The organism is Streptomyces vulcanius, assembly GCF_042653945.1.
In the GTDB taxonomy this organism is placed as follows: Bacteria; Actinomycetota; Actinomycetes; order Streptomycetales; family Streptomycetaceae; genus Streptomyces; species Streptomyces mangrovi.
Window position 1 is genome coordinate 1 of the sequence record NZ_JBHSFK010000084.1, and the last position, 15,379, is coordinate 15,379.

Annotated in this window: 20 protein-coding genes; 18 read left to right on the forward strand and 2 right to left on the reverse strand. The window is 69.7% G+C overall.

All coding sequences use genetic code 11. The features are described from left to right. Positions 1–209 (forward strand): hypothetical protein (locus ACFPIH_RS55360; protein WP_381187689.1); only part of this gene is annotated, 209 nt, incomplete at its 5' end. Positions 210–350: 141 nt separating this feature from the next. Here the strand turns inward: ACFPIH_RS55360 and ACFPIH_RS55365 are convergent. Next, the gene (locus ACFPIH_RS55365) at positions 351–1,775 is read right to left on the reverse strand and encodes a transcriptional regulator (protein ID WP_381187686.1); all 1,425 of its coding nucleotides are present in this window, start codon (positions 1,773–1,775) and stop codon (positions 351–353) included. A 453-nt stretch (positions 1,776–2,228) separates the two neighbouring features. Here ACFPIH_RS55365 and ACFPIH_RS55370 point away from each other — a divergent pair, with 453 nt between their 5' ends. From ACFPIH_RS55370 to ACFPIH_RS55430, 13 genes are all read left to right on the forward strand, one after another. Then, complete coding sequence (locus ACFPIH_RS55370) at positions 2,229–2,360, forward strand: hypothetical protein (RefSeq protein WP_381187683.1); 132 nt, start codon at positions 2,229–2,231, stop codon at positions 2,358–2,360. Positions 2,361–2,447: 87 nt separating this feature from the next. Beyond that, a complete protein-coding gene (locus ACFPIH_RS55375) occupies positions 2,448–4,202 on the forward strand; it encodes an asparagine synthase-related protein (RefSeq protein ID WP_381187681.1) in 1,755 nt (584 codons plus the stop codon). Next, positions 4,199–4,924: a lasso peptide biosynthesis B2 protein gene (locus ACFPIH_RS55380; protein ID WP_381187678.1), complete on the forward strand. Its 726-nt coding sequence runs from the start codon at positions 4,199–4,201 to the stop codon at positions 4,922–4,924. The genes ACFPIH_RS55375 and ACFPIH_RS55380 overlap by 4 nt, the downstream gene beginning before the upstream one ends. Before the next feature lie 107 nt (positions 4,925–5,031). After that, the gene (locus ACFPIH_RS55385; protein ID WP_381187676.1) at positions 5,032–6,927 is read left to right on the forward strand and encodes an ABC transporter ATP-binding protein; all 1,896 of its coding nucleotides are present in this window, start codon (positions 5,032–5,034) and stop codon (positions 6,925–6,927) included. Between the two features lie 166 nt (positions 6,928–7,093). Further along, complete coding sequence (locus tag ACFPIH_RS55390) at positions 7,094–7,474, forward strand: hypothetical protein (RefSeq protein ID WP_381187673.1); 381 nt, start codon at positions 7,094–7,096, stop codon at positions 7,472–7,474. A 55-nt stretch (positions 7,475–7,529) separates the two neighbouring features. Next, the gene (locus ACFPIH_RS55395; protein WP_381187670.1) at positions 7,530–7,724 is read left to right on the forward strand and encodes a hypothetical protein; all 195 of its coding nucleotides are present in this window, start codon (positions 7,530–7,532) and stop codon (positions 7,722–7,724) included. Positions 7,725–7,891: 167 nt separating this feature from the next. Beyond that, positions 7,892–8,242 (forward strand): hypothetical protein, encoded by a 351-nt coding sequence (locus tag ACFPIH_RS55400; protein ID WP_381187667.1) that lies wholly within the window; start codon positions 7,892–7,894, stop codon positions 8,240–8,242. 32 nt (positions 8,243–8,274) lie between these two features. Next, a complete protein-coding gene (locus ACFPIH_RS55405; RefSeq protein WP_381187665.1) occupies positions 8,275–8,475 on the forward strand; it encodes a hypothetical protein in 201 nt (66 codons plus the stop codon). Next, complete coding sequence (locus ACFPIH_RS55410; RefSeq protein ID WP_381187662.1) at positions 8,472–8,969, forward strand: hypothetical protein; 498 nt, start codon at positions 8,472–8,474, stop codon at positions 8,967–8,969. Before ACFPIH_RS55405 ends, ACFPIH_RS55410 begins: the two co-directional genes overlap by 4 nt. A 136-nt stretch (positions 8,970–9,105) precedes the next feature. After that, positions 9,106–9,300 carry a site-specific integrase gene (locus ACFPIH_RS55415; RefSeq protein ID WP_381187659.1) on the forward strand — a complete coding sequence of 65 codons (195 nt, stop codon included), beginning with the start codon at positions 9,106–9,108 and terminating at the stop codon, positions 9,298–9,300. 511 nt (positions 9,301–9,811) lie between these two features. Continuing rightward, positions 9,812–10,045 (forward strand): antitoxin MazE7, encoded by a 234-nt coding sequence (locus ACFPIH_RS55420; RefSeq protein WP_381187656.1) that lies wholly within the window; start codon positions 9,812–9,814, stop codon positions 10,043–10,045. A gap of 155 nt (positions 10,046–10,200) precedes the next feature. Continuing rightward, the gene (uppS, locus tag ACFPIH_RS55425) at positions 10,201–10,917 is read left to right on the forward strand and encodes a polyprenyl diphosphate synthase (protein WP_385879389.1); all 717 of its coding nucleotides are present in this window, start codon (positions 10,201–10,203) and stop codon (positions 10,915–10,917) included. A 49-nt stretch (positions 10,918–10,966) separates the two neighbouring features. Beyond that, positions 10,967–11,329: a nucleoside triphosphate pyrophosphohydrolase family protein gene (locus ACFPIH_RS55430; protein WP_381187651.1), complete on the forward strand. Its 363-nt coding sequence runs from the start codon at positions 10,967–10,969 to the stop codon at positions 11,327–11,329. 317 nt (positions 11,330–11,646) lie between these two features. Here ACFPIH_RS55430 and ACFPIH_RS55435 read toward each other — a convergent pair whose 3' ends face one another. Beyond that, positions 11,647–12,132 (reverse strand): transposase, encoded by a 486-nt coding sequence (locus ACFPIH_RS55435; protein WP_381187691.1) that lies wholly within the window; start codon positions 12,130–12,132, stop codon positions 11,647–11,649. Positions 12,133–12,442: 310 nt separating this feature from the next. On the opposite strand from ACFPIH_RS55435, the gene ACFPIH_RS55440 reads away from it, so the two are divergent. From ACFPIH_RS55440 to ACFPIH_RS55455, 4 genes are all read left to right on the forward strand, one after another. Continuing rightward, positions 12,443–12,604 (forward strand): hypothetical protein, encoded by a 162-nt coding sequence (locus ACFPIH_RS55440; protein WP_381187649.1) that lies wholly within the window; start codon positions 12,443–12,445, stop codon positions 12,602–12,604. A 573-nt stretch (positions 12,605–13,177) separates the two neighbouring features. Beyond that, entirely contained in the window at positions 13,178–13,825 is a 648-nt protein-coding gene (locus tag ACFPIH_RS55445; protein ID WP_381187646.1) for a ScbR family autoregulator-binding transcription factor, read from the forward strand. Continuing rightward, positions 13,822–14,679, forward strand: a complete 858-nt coding sequence (locus tag ACFPIH_RS55450; RefSeq protein ID WP_381187643.1) for an NAD(P)H-binding protein — start codon at positions 13,822–13,824, stop codon at positions 14,677–14,679. The genes ACFPIH_RS55445 and ACFPIH_RS55450 overlap by 4 nt, the downstream gene beginning before the upstream one ends. 522 nt (positions 14,680–15,201) lie before the next feature. Then, a partial coding sequence (locus ACFPIH_RS55455) for a MerR family transcriptional regulator (protein WP_381169230.1) occupies positions 15,202–15,379 on the forward strand: 178 nt, incomplete at its 3' end.

Sequence of the window (15,379 nt, forward strand, 5' to 3'; positions counted from 1 at the left end):
TCGCCCAGAGCCGGCCGGTGGAGGCGGTGGAGGCGGCCGAACACTGCCTCGAGGTCGACGGGCACCGCGACGCCGCGTGGCGGGTCCTGATCCGGGCGTGCGACGCCGCAGGGCTCGCGGCCGACAGTGCGCGGGCCCGGAGAGGCTACTCGGCGATGCTGGCCTCCCTGGGGATCCCGCCGTCCGGCGGGCTCTCCCACCCCATGTGACGCCGGCCGCGGAGCGCACGAACTGCTGGGCCGACATCGTTACCGGCCTGCCAGCAAACGACAACCCCCACCCGGTGCCCAGAAGAGCGCCAGGCAAGGGGAGCCCGGCCATCGCCATCGCCATCGCGGCGAAGAGCGCCCTCAGTAACGGGCCGGATTCCCGGAGAGACGGTCGTGGATCTGTTCACGGACGTCGCGGCCTGGTGCGGTCTCTGCGAACGGCTCGGCCTCCTCGTACAGTTCGCCGAGCCTGTCGGCTACGCGCCGAGAGCCGAAGGTTCCGAGTAATTCCAGGCAGCGGGCGGTCTCCAGCGCGGCGCCTTCGACTTCGCGGCCTGCGAGGTGGGTGCGGGCGAGCCCGAGATGGTCGAATGCTTTGCTGCGTCGGCGGTGTTCGGGACGGCTGCTCAGTGCGGCCTCGACCAGTTCCGTCGAGCTCCGGACCCGGATGGTACGAGCCGTGCCGTCCAGGTGCTTGGCGGCGATCTGGTGGGCCATGCCCAGGGTTGCCTGTAGCTCGGCCAGGTCGAAGAATGCCATGTGCGGGTCCTCCGCGTCGCTGTCGACGTGGTTGAACGCGTCGAGGGCCCGGCTTGCGGCTGCCTCGCTGTCCGCCGTGCTGCCGAGGATCGCCTGGAAGCGGGCTTCGAGGGCCGCGAGCATCGATGTCCCGGCCGGTGAGAGGTGGCGGCGGGCGCCGTACTGGGCGAGCGCGACCAGGTCCAGGGCGTCTTCGTAGTGTCCGAGGTGGGACATCTGACGGGCCATGCACTGGAGGATGTGTGCGCCGAGTCGTTTGTCACCGCCTTCGGCAGCCGCGTGCAGGGCGGCCACGAACATCCGCTGAGCAGCGCGGTGCCGGCCTGCGTCGAAGGACATCCATCCGGCGACGCTGCCCAGGTCTGCGGCGGCGGCGAACAGTTCCCGTCCTACGGCCTCGGTGTAGGTGGCGGTCCGCAGGGTGGACAGGACGGCGTCTGTCTGGGCGAGGACCGCGGTGCGCGAGAGGACGCCCCCGTGGCGGTTGTCCAGGTCGCGGAAGGCCGTGGTGGCCTGCCGGATCTCCTCCACGTCGGACAGCCCCATTCGGCCGCCTCGGGCAGCGGGCTGGGCGGAGTTGTCCGGCTGGGCCATGGCCCAGTGCTGGAGCGGCTCAAGTAGGTCGCGGCCGGAATGGACGTGGGCATCGGGCCCTGTGCGCGTGTCGGGCATCATCATCTCGCTCCGGGTGATCTGGCTGAGTGCGGCAAGAGCAGCCGTACGGTCCCAGGGGGTCCGTACGCCGGCGGGAGCGCACTCGCCCGGCAGGCCGAGGTCGGCGGGAGTGAGATCCATGCCGGTCGCGGTGCTGAGCACCTCCACAATCAGACGCGGGACGGGGTCGCGGGGGACAGCCCCCTTCAACCAGTCTCGTACCCGGCTCTCGTCGGTGGCCAGACCTGTGATGCCCTGCTGAGCCCCTCGCTCGGTAACCAGCCGCGCGAGCTGGTTGTTGGACTTACCGCAGCGCTTCATCCAGTGCGCCAGCAGGGTGTTGGGTTGCTTGTCGCGCGGGGGCCTGCCCATGCGGTGTTCCTCCGTACCCTTTGGCGGCCTGCCAGGATATTGCGCGGTACTCAACTCCCGTAGCAGAAAAGGTAGTTCGCCGAAAAACACCGGACCTGCCACCGCGTCGCACCGCACGGAACCGGGTGCTCACCCGACGCACAAACACCGCCGTGCACGGGAGATCGCCGGATTCCGCCTCCGGCGCCGAACGGGTGTGCTGTGAGGGCGCCGGAAACACCGGCGCGTCGAATGCGGAGGAACCACGGATGGAACACCACAGTCTCCCCGTCCTGCACACGGAGGGCATCGACGCGGTGACCCTCGGCAGCAGCCAGAGCGGGCTCCGCGAGGAAGTGGCCTGGTACAACTGACCGCTTTCTCGGGCGGCCTCCGCCAAGCACGTCCTGTACCACCGCACCACCGGCCGCGCCGCCCGGCGCCGGCCGTCACAGCAGACGGAAGGACTTCACCATGAACACGGACACCGCGGCCCCGGTCGCCGTCACCCCGCAGCTGCCGGTTCTGGTCTCGGCCGACGCCGACGAGGTCACCCTCGGCCGCCAGCGCGCCAACGACTCCGACAAGTCGAACTACTTCGAGTGACCGACCCAACGTTCGGACCCTGGGGCGGCGCGGATCACACCGCGCCGCCCCAGGGCGTATCTGGCCTGGCACGAAGGGAACGAACGGATGGATGCGAAGTGGTGGCTGGCCGGGGGCGCGTTCGACGCCCCGGCAGGGGCCGTGCGCACGGCTCGGGTGTGGCACACACCCGATGCCGGCGTGCGGGTGGTGACGAACGGAGCGGTGACCGCCATGGTGGCCGGTGTGTGCCGGGGCGGTGACGCCGAAGTGGCCCGCGTCGCCGGGGCAGTCGCCGAGGGCCGCATTGGGGCGATCACCGGCATGAGCGGCTCGTACTGGATGGTCGTCCACGACACCGCGCAGAGGCGAACGATCCTGGCGGGCGATCTGGCCGAGTACCGGGCGGTGTTCACCGCGGAGACGGCGAGGGGGCCGGTATGGGCGACAGACGCCGCGTTGCTGGCGGCGCAGCTCGGCCGCGGCCCGGACATGGAACTGCTGGCGGCCCGGATCGCGGTGGGCTCGCCAGAGCACTGGCCCCACCGGTCGGTGTGGAGGGGAATCCGGCAGGTGCCCGGCGGGCACGCCGTGGTCCTGGAGGGCGGCGGCGCGCGGACAGTCGACGTCCGGCCCCGTCCGGACGGGCGGGTGCTGGAGGACGGCGCGGAGGAAGTCGGGCACGCGCTGTGGACAGCCGCGCAGAGCTATGCCCGCGGCGCGGGGCCGCGGGTGAGCGCGGATCTGTCCGGCGGCCTGGATTCCTCAACGGTCGTCATCGCCGCGGCCAGCGTGAGCCGGGTCCTGGCGGTCACCTACGGCGGTGACCTCGCGGACGAGGAGGACACGCGCCTCGCGCGACGGGTCGCGGCGTACGTGGGCGCCGAACACCACGTCAGCCGGGGAGGACCAGCGACCGCACACTATGCCCACTGGCCGTCCGCAGTACCCAACTCGCCAGTCCTGCCGGTGTCGTCCTACGCGCTGGACGCGGACTATCTGCCGCCGGCACGCGACGTGTCCGCCGTCCACCTGACCGGGCACGGCGGGGACGTCGTGCTGGAGTCGTCGACGGCCGCGTGGACGGCGCTGGCGCAGGACGGGCAGTGGCGGCGCGCGAAAAGGGCGGTGACCGCGCAGGCCCGCCTGGTCAACACCGCGCCCCGCCCACTGTGGCGGGCAGTGAGGAACGCCGCGCGAGGGCGTCCCTACGCCCTGTCCCGCGCGGCGGAAGCGGTCGCGGCCGGGCAACTGCTCGGCGACGGGCTCGGCGTGTGGACGTGGTGCCCCATCGGCGCGGCCGCCCGTTGGCTCACCCCTCACGGGCGGGACGTGGTCGCCGCGATGCTGGACGACTCCGGGCAGACGGTGGGCGACGTCGAGGCCGGCGAGTGGGAGGACTGGGCCGCCCTGCGCTACAACGGCGCCGCCCTGCGCGACAGTGCGCCGCTGTTCGCCGAGCACGGCGTCATCCAGGCGAGCCCGTTCCTGGACAACGAGGTCGTCACCGCCTGCCTGCGGATCAGCGCCGGCGAGCGACGCCGCCCGGGCGTCTACAAGCCGCTGCTCGGCCTGGCACGCCCCGACCTGCCGGTCTGGCTGACGGGTCGCCAGTCCAAAGGTCACTTCACCCCTCTGCTGTACGCGGGCCTGCGCGCTCACCGCCAGGAGCTGCACGAGCTCATCGATGCGAGTGGGCTGGTGGAACGCGGGCTGCTCGATGCCACCGCGATACACACCGCGCTCGACGCGGCGACGGCGGGCATCGGCCGCCCGCCTCTGCCCGAGCTGGAGAACGTCCTCATCACGTCCTGGTGGATGTCACGCGCCACGACCCCGGCTCCCGTAGGAGGTGCGCGATGATGCGGGTCCCGTCCGGCGTCCACCGGGCCGGCCTCGGCGAAGACGCCGCGGCCGTGCTGAACGCCCGTACCGGGACATGGCAGTGGATGAACACCGCCACAGAGCGGATCTGGTCTGCGGCGCTGGGCGAGACCCTCCCCCAGCTGGTCCAGGAGATGCGAGCCGAGGGGACGCCCGGCAACGTCGAGACGATCGTCATCGGCATCGTCGAGAGCCTGAAGCAGGCCGGCCTGCTCACCGACTCGGGCCCGGGGTCTGCGGCCCTGCCACCGCCGATGCCCGCCGTGACCGCCCCGGCGACGCCCGGAGCCGAGCCGGGTTGGGCGGCGCGCGTGCTGGCCCGGCTGGGGCTGGTTCTGGCGCTCGGCATGATGCGCCTCCCTATGCGCTCCCGCATGCGCCTGCTGGGCTGCCTGCGGTTCCTGCCGCCGGTCTCGCACGCTGTGGCCGCGTCGGCGGCAGCCGCGGTGCCGGTGATCCGGCCCGCATGGTGGCCGGGCCGCATCGCGTGCCTGGAGGTGTCCCTGGCCACCGTCCTCACGATCGCCCTGCGAGGGCGGCGGGCGCACTGGATCATCGGGGCGCGGCGCCTGCCGAACGAGGCTCACGCCTGGGTGTGGACCGACCACGGCGCCTTCGGCCTGACCGGACTGGACGCCGACGATCCCCGCCGCCCGTGGACGGGTGTCACTTCCGCACCGCAAATTCACTCGAAAGAGTGAATAGCGAGGCGCGGAAGTGACGCTCCGTGCGGCCCACCTGCCGGTTCTCGGCAGCGGGCCGCACAAACCTGTGTGGCAGGCGGGCCAGGGGCCTCTACACCAGACGGGTGACCGCAGAACCCTTGCCCGCCGTCGCCGCCGCGCCCGTCATGCGGCACGTCGACGACCACCGCGAAGGCGCCCTCGGCCTGGCCGCCAACGCCCGCCGCCTGCCCACCGTCCTTGCCCGCACCATGCGCCTGGCCTGGCACGCCGACCGCCGCGCCCTGATGGGCATGCTCGCCGCCCAGGGCGCAGCCGCCGCCCTGGCCGCGCTCGCCCTCACCGCGACCACCACCCTGATCACCGTGGTCCTCGACGCAGCCGCCGCCTACGGCCGCAGCGAACCCGTCGGCCCTGTCCTGCACAACGCCGCGGCACCGGCCGTGTGGGTGGCCGCCGCGCTCGCCATGGCCGCCTTCGCCGACACCGCCGCCCGCGCTGCTGCCGCCCGCCTCAGCCCCCGCGTCTTCCGGGAAGCCGACCTGCGTGTCCTCGAAGCAGCGGCCTGTGCCGAGCTGATCTCCTACGAACACCCCGGCTTCGAAGACCGGCTCGAAGCAGCCGGCAAGGGCGCCGAGTCGTCCCGCGACCTCGTACTCGATCTCCAAAGCGCCATCTCCGTCCTCGCGCAGCTCGCCGCCGTCACCGCCGTGGTCGCCGCCCTCGACCCCCTTCTCATGGGCCTGTTGCTGCTCACCGCCGCGCCTCGCGCGTACGCCTCACTGTGGGCCGCCCGCCTGGAACACGCGGCAGCGACCGCCGCCCGCTCCGACAGCCGCCTGCGCGCGACCCTGCGCGGCTACAGCACCGACCGCAACACCGCAGCCGAGATCCGCGTCGCCAGCATGGGCCGCTTCCTGTCCGTCCGCTACCAGCAGGTCTCCAACCGGCTGGAGAACGAGGCGCTGGCAGCCGCGTTCCGCGGCCTGCGCGTGCAGCTCGCCGGGGACGCCGTGTCGGCGCTCGCGCTCGTCGCCACATTTGCCGCGCTGGCCGGGCTCGTCACCGCCGGACGCCTGGAGGCTGCGGCGGCCGGCACCGCCCTGTTCGCGCTGCGCACCGCGACCGCGTCCCTGACGACTCTGAGCCGGGCAACGGCGAGGGTCTTCCGTACCGGCCTCTACCTGGACGACTGGGCGGCGTTCCTCGACGAGGCGCAACGGCACCACACCCAGCGCGGCACCCGTCCCCTGCCCGACAACGGCCCCGACGTCATCAACGCCCGCGGCCTCACCTTCTGCTACCCCGGCAGCGACCGCCCCGCCGTCAACCGCGTCGACCTGGACCTCAAACGAGGCGAGATCGTCGCCCTCGTCGGAGAAAACGGCTCCGGCAAGACCACCCTCGTCCACCTGCTCACCGGCCTGTACCTGCCCGACGCCGGGGAAGTGACCTGGGACGGGGTGAACCTCGCCGATGCCGCGCCCAGTGACGTATGGCGCCGGGTGGCGATGACACCGCAGGAATACACCCGCTGGCCGCTCACGGCCCGCGAGAACATCACCCTCGGCACCCCAAGCCCGCACGGTGACGCTGCCGTCCTTGAAGCCGCCCGAGCCAGTGGCGCCGACCGCGTCCTGGACGGCCTCCCCGGCGGCCTGGACACCTCTCTCGCCCGCTCTTGGTGGGGCGGTCACGACCTCTCCGGCGGCCAGTGGCAACGGATCGCACTCGCCCGCTCGTTCCACACCAGGGCAACCGTGCACATCCTCGACGAGCCCACTGCCGCGCTCGACGCTCGGGCCGAGCGGCAGGTCTTCGACCGCTTCCGTGCGCTTGCCGCAGGACGCACGGCCCTCGTCATTACTCACCGACTTGTCAACGCACGCATCGCCGACCGGATCGTTGTCATGGCCAACGGAAGTATCACCGAATCCGGTACCTACCAAGAACTGTTGGAACGGCCCCACGGGCTGTTCGCCGAACTCCACCGTCTTCAGGATGGCGCCGCCGACGAATAGCGAAGCCGTCGTGCCCAGTCGGCCGCAAGATCACAGAACCAAGGGCACAGCGCGCGATCCAGGTGACCGCAGTTGACGTAACGGATTCGTTCAATGCCGCGTCTTTCAGAATGACCACGGCCTTGGAGTGGGCCCGGATTCCGGATTCCTCATGGGAGACCTACACGTGACCGACGAACCCTCGTCCCGTTCCAGCACTGCAACTAAGCATCCCCACACCTGGGTCGTCGCCGCCGAGATCGTTGTCGAGGAGGCCGTGGCCCGTGTCGCGAACTTCCGCGGCTCCTTCAAGACCAAAGTCGAGCAGCGCATCGACGCACTGGACACCTACTGCAAGAACTGCCGTCGCCCCTTCGCCGACGTCTCCGCGTTCGACTGCGATGCGCTCGTCGACAACCGGCACCTCATCGGCGGAGACCAGTCCGTGCGCGCGAAGCGCAAGCCGGCTCCCACCCCTCCCCCGGGAGCGAAGCTCGTCAAGGGCGGCACCTACAGCCGCTACGGACTCAAGGCGTACGTCGCCGGCGTCTCCCGCCCGCACATGTGACGCCAGGTCGGCGACCACGCGACGTTAGCCCGGAGGCGTTCCTAGCTTCCGCCGGGTGAACACGACACCCAAGGACAAGCCCGGCCACCGTGCCGGGGCACGGCTCGCCCGCGAACTGGCCGGGCTGCTCCTGGTGGCGGGCGGAATGATCGGCCTCGTCACCGCCTCGTTCGCCGTCCACCGGTTGGCCGACACCAGCCTGGTCGCCGCAGTACTGATCGGCTTCGGCGCCCGGACGCTGTACCAGTGACCCCGGTCGAGCTGGGCAGCACGCGGCGTCGGCACCTTCTGCATCGTGGCGGGCACCGCACTTGCACTGGCAGTGATCTGGACGCTTTCCCCCGCCGGTGGCCTCGCCGCGGCGTCTGCCCTCGGTGTCGGTGCAGGCCTGTGGCTGACCTCGGGTGAGGTGCGCTGATGGCTGGCCGCCGCTTCCTGCCCGCGACCGCCGCCGCCTGCCGCGCCCAACTCGCCGCCCCAGCTATGCAGTTCGGCGACGACGACCGCACGCTGGCGTGGGCGTACCGCACCAGCGTGCTGCGAGAGGTGGTGATGTACGCCGCCTACCAGGCATACGCCCACACGGCCCGCGGCAACGACCCGGCCGAGGCACGGCTGCGCACGACGGACAAGAACGCGCGGGCCCGCGCAGCCGACCTCGGCCTCGACCTCACCCTGGGCCCGAGCGACTGCGCCCGCTTGGATACTGGCACCCGGCCACCTGGCAGAATACGGCCCGCGCCCTGCGCGACATCCTCGCGGACCTGACCACCGCCCTCGACGGCAGGCAGGTACAAGCGGTGAGCAACTACGGCTGGGACGGCGGCTGTTGGCTCGTACTCGATCGCGCCTGCGAGCTGGTGAGCGGCTTCCATCACCCCACCGAGGCCAGCGCCCACGCCGTCGCCCTCCCCGTCGGCTTCTTCGTCTGGTGGGTGCAGTGCACCGAACACATCCCCGACTGCCACCGGAAGACAGCCGAGGGGGAACAGCCGAGGTGAGCGCACAAGCGACCCAAGCCGCAGAGATCATCGACGCCGAGCGGGTCGGCGAAGAAGCACCGATTCGCCTGCCTGACAACGTCGTTGTCGAGGCGGCGCCCCCTGCCTTCCGGGTTACCAGGGACACAGTGCTTGCCGAAGGTGAGCTGCCACCCCGCGCCGACGAGCACGCCTGCTTCACCGCCAAGGACTTCACTGTCCCGGACTGGGTGAAGAAGCGGATCGCCGAGCGCGGCGCACGCAATACCCGCGTCAACCGTGACACCACCCTGGCCCGCTTCGAGAAGTGGTGCGAGCAGGAAGGCCGCATCGCGCAGCCGACCACCACCACGGCGAACGTCGCCGCCTACTTCGCCTACCTCCTGGAGCGAAGGGGAAGCCCGGCGCCTCGTACGTCACGTACAGCCCGGACTCCCTGCTCGCCTACTGCACCCGGATCGTCACCTGATACCCGAAGGGCGAGCGCCCGGACGGCTCCCTGGTCAGTGAGATGATCGAGGACTACCGGCTGGAGGAGTACATCCCGGCCGGCGGGGAGAAGGAGCAGTCCGCTGGCCTCACCCTGAAATTCCTGGTCAAGGTGCTCGATAAGATTGACGAGACCACCCGGATCGGCCGCCGCGACGCGGCATGCTCGTGCTCCAGTACGGCAAGCTCTACCGGTCCGTCGAGGTCACCAACCTGCTCGTCAAGCAGATCCGCGTGGACACCGACGGCGTGTGGGTGTGGACCGAGAAGAGCAAGACCCGCAGGAAGGGCAAGGGCCGGTGGCGGTTCATCCGCGACCGCGCCGACCTGCGGATCGTCACCCGGGTCCGGGCCTGACTCGGCGACCTGCGCGAGCCCATAGAGCACGACCAGAACCCCGTCGGCGGCGGGCCCGCGTACCAGCCGAACAAGCCCCTCTTCCGCGCCCTGACCACGCTCGGCAACCTCAAGCGCCGGGCGAACGCCAAAGTGCGCGGCCTGTTCCTCAGCAGCCGCGCGGTCAACGAGATGGTCAAGGCCCGCGCGCGGGCCGTCGGGGTGTCCATCATCAACGGCCTCAAGGTCACCTCCCACTCCCTGCGCGCCGGGCCGAACACCGACCTCGCCGGGCACTGGTCCCGCTCTCTGAGCGCAACACGGGCGGCGACTGGAAGGCGGACTCGACCCTCGCCGACGACGTCTACAACCGACCCGACGGGACCATCGACACCAGCAAGCACGATCCCCTGGACGCCGTCCCGCTCTTCGGCAGGTTCGAGGAGCCATCCCGGAAGACATAGAAGGGCAGGTCACAGCCTCCTTGTATAGTGGATGGTACGAGCCGGGTCCCGCGCGGCATACTCGACCCATGTCTATCGAGGTCGACGGCGCCACCCGGGACACGCTGCAGGCGCTGGCCGATGCGGCCGCGCTGCCCCTGACCGACTACCTGGCGAAGGTGGCCGAGGAGAAGCAGCACGAGCGTGTGCTGGCCGAGGGCGGCGAGATCTTCCGCCGGGTGACCGGCCACCCCGCGACCCTCTCCGCCTTCGACGCGGAGTTCGGCGGCCCCGCGGCCGAGCACGCCCCCCAGGCGGCCTGACCTGTGCCTGCCGAGTACTTCGTCGACTACCGGTGGTTCCTGGAGCGCCAGGCGGAGATCCTTCCGAGTGCGCGTCACGAGCCTGCGCGGCCGGCCCCGTGTCACGCCCAGCAGGCGTGGACGCCAACCCACCTCCGAACCACGGCAGGAACCACGTGAACCCCCCGCACCAGCTCAACGAGCCCATCTTTGCCAGCGCGCTGTCTGCTACTCCCGGTCACATAGGCGTGATAATGGATGGCAACCGCCGCTGGGCGCGAGAGCACCGCGCAACCATCCAGGCGGCCTACGCAGTGGGCGCCGCCCGACTGATCGAATTCTTGTCATGGTGCGACGACGCTGGTGTCACCACGGTTACGGCATGGCTGATCAACGAGAGCAACGTGACCAACCGGCCCGCGGAAGAGGTGTCAGCGCTTCTGCGCGTGATCGAAGCCCTGATGTGGGGAATCGTCGAGCAGCGCCGCTGGCGTCTCGCCGTCACCGGCGACCTAAGCCTGCTCCCCGACGCGCTATCGGCCTCCTGCCTCCGTGCCGTGGAGGCGACCGACGGGTTCAACGGGCCTGTGCTGATATGCGGGATTGGGCACAGCGGACGGATCAGCATCGTTGCGGCGATCAAAGCCCTGACTGTGGCCGCCTCGGATGTGACACCCGAGGCAGTGACCGCCCATCTCGCCCAGAACCACCAGCCAGAGCTCGACCTTGTGATTCGCTCGTCGGGCGAGCAGAGGATGTCCGACATGTCTATCTGGCAGGCCGCCTGGGCGGAGCTGTACTTCTCCGATTGCCTGTGGCCGGATTACTCACGCGCCGACTTCGATCGCGCCCTGGACTTCTATGCCTCAAGGCAGCGGCGTTTCGGCGGCTAGCTCAGAAGGACTTCACCGCCGTCCCAACACCATGCCTCTTGGAGAAGCGATGGCCACACGTCCCGCAGCCCCCAGCGCCGACCTCTGGCCGACGCTACGCAGCTTCGTTGAATGGCTCGATCGTCACAACGGCCGAGACTGGCACGAGACGGCAATGCGTCTTCTGAAGGTCGCCGAGGAAGCGGGCGAAGCCGCCCAGGCGTACATCACCTCCCGGGGGCGGAACCCCCGGAAGGCGCCAACGAGCGGCGTCCACCAGGTGACCGACGAGCTCGTGGATGTTGCAGTCACCGCGTTGGTCGCACTGCACTCCTTCGTTGCCAACCCAGAGGAGCACTTCAACGCCAAGCTCCAGGAGATAAGCGACCGCGTTGCTCGTGTCGAAGCAGCCCCCGAGAGCATGCGACCGTGAGGTGAGACCGACGGCGGGCACAGCAGGAGCACACGCGCGGCACCCGGAGAGATTCCGCTGATCCCTTCCTCATGTTGCATCAAACACACCGATCTCGGCCGGTTGATCTTCACGATCGGGTGACCTGCGAAGTGCGAGGCTAGATCGGAACAAGGCAGCGGAGCAGGGGGTGCCCTGGGGCCGAACGCCCCACAGCAGCCGAGCCAGCCGCAGAGTGGAGGCACTGCGGCGCAGGCTGTGGCCGAAGTGCTCAGCCACAGCCCGGACTGGCTGTGTTGCGTTCGGTGAGTGGCACCAGAGCCTCGGCGAGGTCGGTGTTAGGCCCGGCGCGCAGACGGGAGAGCCAGCGCCGCTCGGTCGAGATGCTGCAAGACCCGCGCTACCTGCGGGTCGTGCAGACGGCGCAGCCCGAGATCAACCGCTTCCGCGCCGGCGGCGGGGTGGCCGAGGCAGGCGACGGCCACAGCGGCGATGGTGGGCCGTTTGTCGCGGGCGTCGAATCGCTTCCACGGCTGGTTAAGGCACCGGTTGCCCCGCTCGGCCCGGTCCCGGACGGCGGGCGGCTGACTGGCCTGGCGGCGCATCAGCTCCTGGCTGGGACGGTACCGCTTGCGGTGGTGCCAGGACGCCTCCACCAGCAGCAGCCGGCGGGCGTGGCTGTTGCCGGTTTTGGTGATCGGACCCTGCGCCCGGCGCTGGCAGCTGGAGGCATCCGACGGCACCAGGCCCAGATAGGAGCTGATGGTGGCGCCGGTGAAGGGATACCAGTCGCCGACCTCGACGGCCGGCCCGAAGGCAGTCAGTACGCTGACCCCCGCGCAGGCACCCCAGCCGCCTCACCACCGGCGCGAACGGCGAGACGGTGGCCATCTGCTCGAGGGCCCCACACCGCCTCCGTCTGCGGCGCCAGCCGCAGCGACCGGATCTCCCCGGAAACTCCATAGATCACGGCCCCCACGACCGAACCGGCGTGAATATCCAGCCCGGCATACGTACGCTCGAACATGACCGGCACCTCCCGCAATTGCGGCTCTACCGTCACTCAGAGTGGCGGCAACTCGCGCCAACTTGCGAGCGAGGCGCCGGTTCTCCATACGGTTTAGGCTCGTAGGCATGGGAATCGACTGGGAGAACATGCTCGGCACAAGCGGCAACGGCCTCAACGGCGCCTACGACAGCGCGGTCTCCGCGGCCGTCTACAGCGAGGACCCGGGGGACGACCGTCGGCCACTCCCAGTCGGCGAAGAGCACGACGACACAGACGGCCTGCGCTGACCTGAGCGCACACACGAAAACGCCCTGTGCGGTCTCTCCCAGGCTCTGCCCCCCGCGGATCTGAGAATGGACCCAAGTGCGGCATCCGGTCGCGGCCCTGGCCATACCGCGTCTCCGGCCCGCCCACCGCCGACGCCAAGTTCTGCGAGTCGCACGGCCATGACGTGATGACCTGGGACGGCTACCTCGCTCTCCGGGGCACCCGGGAACTCAGGCTCGTCACCTTCGCCTTCAAGGCAGCGGATCACGACCCCAACGCGAAGGACCAGGCGGCCTACCGGCTCGCATGTATCCAAGGCCGGCATGGACCACGGCCGTGGCAGTGGCAAGCAGTGACATGATCACAGCGCGCCGTGATACCCGAGAAGCCGTCGAGTCGGGCGAATTTTGTCTTTTCGGGTCGAAGTGAGGCTGGTTGGCTGACGGGAAGCGCGCGAGCCGGGTGTTCATTGCGGCGTGGACGTACGAGGCGGTCGGTTTGTTTTCAGCGAGGTGGCCTCGGCTACGCCCTATGATCGGAGCAGTTCTGATCACGGTTTCGGACTGGTCAACTCAACGCGTGGAAGGGCTCTTATGGCGATACAGGACCGGGCCATCAAGAAGCGAAGGGCAATCCTCGAAGCGGCGGGAGCCATCTTCGACGAACACGGCTACGACCCCGCCACGATCGCAATGGTTCTGGAACGAGCCAAGGTCACGAAGGGCGCTCTGTATTTCCATTTCCCCTCGAAGGAGGCGTTGGCGCAGGGAGTGTTAGATGAACAGGTACCGTTCGGCACCGTTCCGCCGCAGTCCTGCAGGTTGCAGGAAGTCATCGACATGACGTTCATGGTCGCGCACGGGCTGCAGACCAACGCCCTGCTGCGCGGCAGTGTACGGCTGACGGTCGATCAGACCACGCCGCCCGGGGTCGATCACAGCGGCCCGTTCCGCCAGTGGCCGGAGCGGCTGTTGGTTCTCATGGAACAGGCCCGGGAGCAAGGCGAACTGCTGCCCACGGTGGAGTCTAGGGCGACCGTGGACCTGCTGGTCGGCGCATTCGCGGGCATCCAAGTGATGTCGCGGGCACTGACTAACCGCGAAGACCTTGCCGACAGAATTTCCGCGCTGTGGACACACATCCTGCCTGCGATTGCTGTGCCCAGTCTGCTCCTGCGCCTCGAAACCAACGCGGAACGCGCCGAGCGCGTCGTCGCCTCGCTCGACCTCACCGAGTCATGATCCTGGTCACCGGGGCCACCGGCACCGTCGGCCGACTGGTCGTCGAGCGGTTGTCCAACACTCTGCCGGTGAGGATCCTGGCACGGAACCCACATCGAGCTGCTGTCCTCAGAGGCCCCCGAACCGACGTAGTCGGCGGGGACTTTGAGGACCCCAGTTCTCTGCGCACGGCGCTGGTCGGCGTGCGCACCGCACTTCTCGTGACTGCGGACCCACTTACCCGCGCCCACGACGTGAACTTCCTGGCGGTCGCCCGCGCAGCAGGCGTGCATCATGTGGTGAAGCTGTCGGCCGAGGCAGTGAGCGATCCCGGGGCCAGCGACCTCATTACCGAGTGGCAGCGAGAGAACGAGCGCCAGCTGCGCGCCTCCCACCTGTCCTGGACACTGCTGCGTCCCCGCGCCTTCATGTCCAATACCCTCAGCTGGGCTCGGTCTATCCGTACGGAGGGCGTGGTGCGCGCCGTGCATGGCACGGCCCTCAACGCCACAGTCGACCCCAGGGACATCGCGGACGTCGCGGCGCTGGCGCTGACAGAACCGGAGGCTCACTCACAGCGGGTTTACACCCTCACCGGACCTGCGGCACTCACCGCCGTAGAGCAGACCGAAATCCTCGCCGGCCTGCTGGGCCGGCCGCTGCGATTCGAGCAACTGCCGGACGACCAGGCTGCACGTGTGCTTCTGGAACGCTACCCAGCCCCGGTGGCCCAAGCACTGCTGGAGAGCGCGGCCCGTGGAAATCTGGGCACGAAAAAGCATGCATATCCGACGGTCCCCGAGTTGCTCGGGCGTCCAGCCCGGAGCTACCGCACGTGGGCTTTTGATCATTTGGAACCGTTCCGGATGAAGTAGGGGGGTGCCCGAGAGCCGCCCCTCGCATACGTAGTGCGCCGGTCGAGAAGCTGGCGCCGTTGTAGTGCCTCACGCTCACGTGCCCGACCGAGGTGTCCTAGCCAGAATTGCTGGCGCGGTCGGCGCCTCAGTCGCGCATGCCGGCCCGGGGCAGGCTCCGGCCTGGATCTGCCGTGAGCGCGACGCCCACAGGACTCAGCCAGTGCATCCGTGGACGCCGATGGATCACCCAGACTGCGCGGGGACCGGAGGGCGGCGGCCTGGCGTCTGCCCCACAGCATCCTGTTGTGCTTGCTGCTCTCCAGTGTCGGCGATCAGTGGGAATTCCCCAGCGGCGGCCACTTGGCGGGGAGCTATCTGGCCGCCGGTGGTCACTCTGCGTTCCCGGCTGGTTCGTCGTTCTTGATCGGTCCCGGCGGCAGCTAGGGCCTGGCTCCGGTGGCACCTGGATGGGGTTGTTGCACATGCCGTAGCGGCATGTGGTGGGGTCGGGGCACCACAGCACGAAGGGCTCTGTCTGCGATGTACCCCTCCCTCACGCCTCCCCGGCAGGTCAAGATCGGTGACGCCGCGGCGTTCGCCGGGATCACCCCACGCGCCATCCGCCACTACCACGAGATCGGTCTGCTGCCGGAGCCCGAGCGCGGCGGGGACGGCCGCCGCCGCTACGGCTATGACGACATGACCCGCCTGCTGTGGA

Coding starts and splice junctions, on each gene's coding strand:
- ACFPIH_RS55400 (WP_381187667.1), top strand. CDS start 7,892: ATGGCTGGCCGCCGCTTCCTGCCCGCGACCGCCGCCGCCTGCCGCGCC.
- ACFPIH_RS55420 (WP_381187656.1), top strand. CDS start 9,812: ATGTCTATCGAGGTCGACGGCGCCACCCGGGACACGCTGCAGGCGCTG.
- ACFPIH_RS55430 (WP_381187651.1), top strand. CDS start 10,967: ATGGCCACACGTCCCGCAGCCCCCAGCGCCGACCTCTGGCCGACGCTA.
- ACFPIH_RS55375 (WP_381187681.1), top strand. CDS start 2,448: ATGGATGCGAAGTGGTGGCTGGCCGGGGGCGCGTTCGACGCCCCGGCA.
- ACFPIH_RS55370 (WP_381187683.1), top strand. CDS start 2,229: ATGAACACGGACACCGCGGCCCCGGTCGCCGTCACCCCGCAGCTGCCG.
- ACFPIH_RS55415 (WP_381187659.1), top strand. CDS start 9,106: ATGCTCGTGCTCCAGTACGGCAAGCTCTACCGGTCCGTCGAGGTCACC.
- ACFPIH_RS55445 (WP_381187646.1), top strand. CDS start 13,178: ATGGCGATACAGGACCGGGCCATCAAGAAGCGAAGGGCAATCCTCGAA.
- ACFPIH_RS55380 (WP_381187678.1), top strand. CDS start 4,199: ATGATGCGGGTCCCGTCCGGCGTCCACCGGGCCGGCCTCGGCGAAGAC.
- ACFPIH_RS55450 (WP_381187643.1), top strand. CDS start 13,822: ATGATCCTGGTCACCGGGGCCACCGGCACCGTCGGCCGACTGGTCGTC.
- ACFPIH_RS55365 (WP_381187686.1), bottom strand. CDS start 1,775: ATGGGCAGGCCCCCGCGCGACAAGCAACCCAACACCCTGCTGGCGCAC.
- ACFPIH_RS55440 (WP_381187649.1), top strand. CDS start 12,443: ATGGGAATCGACTGGGAGAACATGCTCGGCACAAGCGGCAACGGCCTC.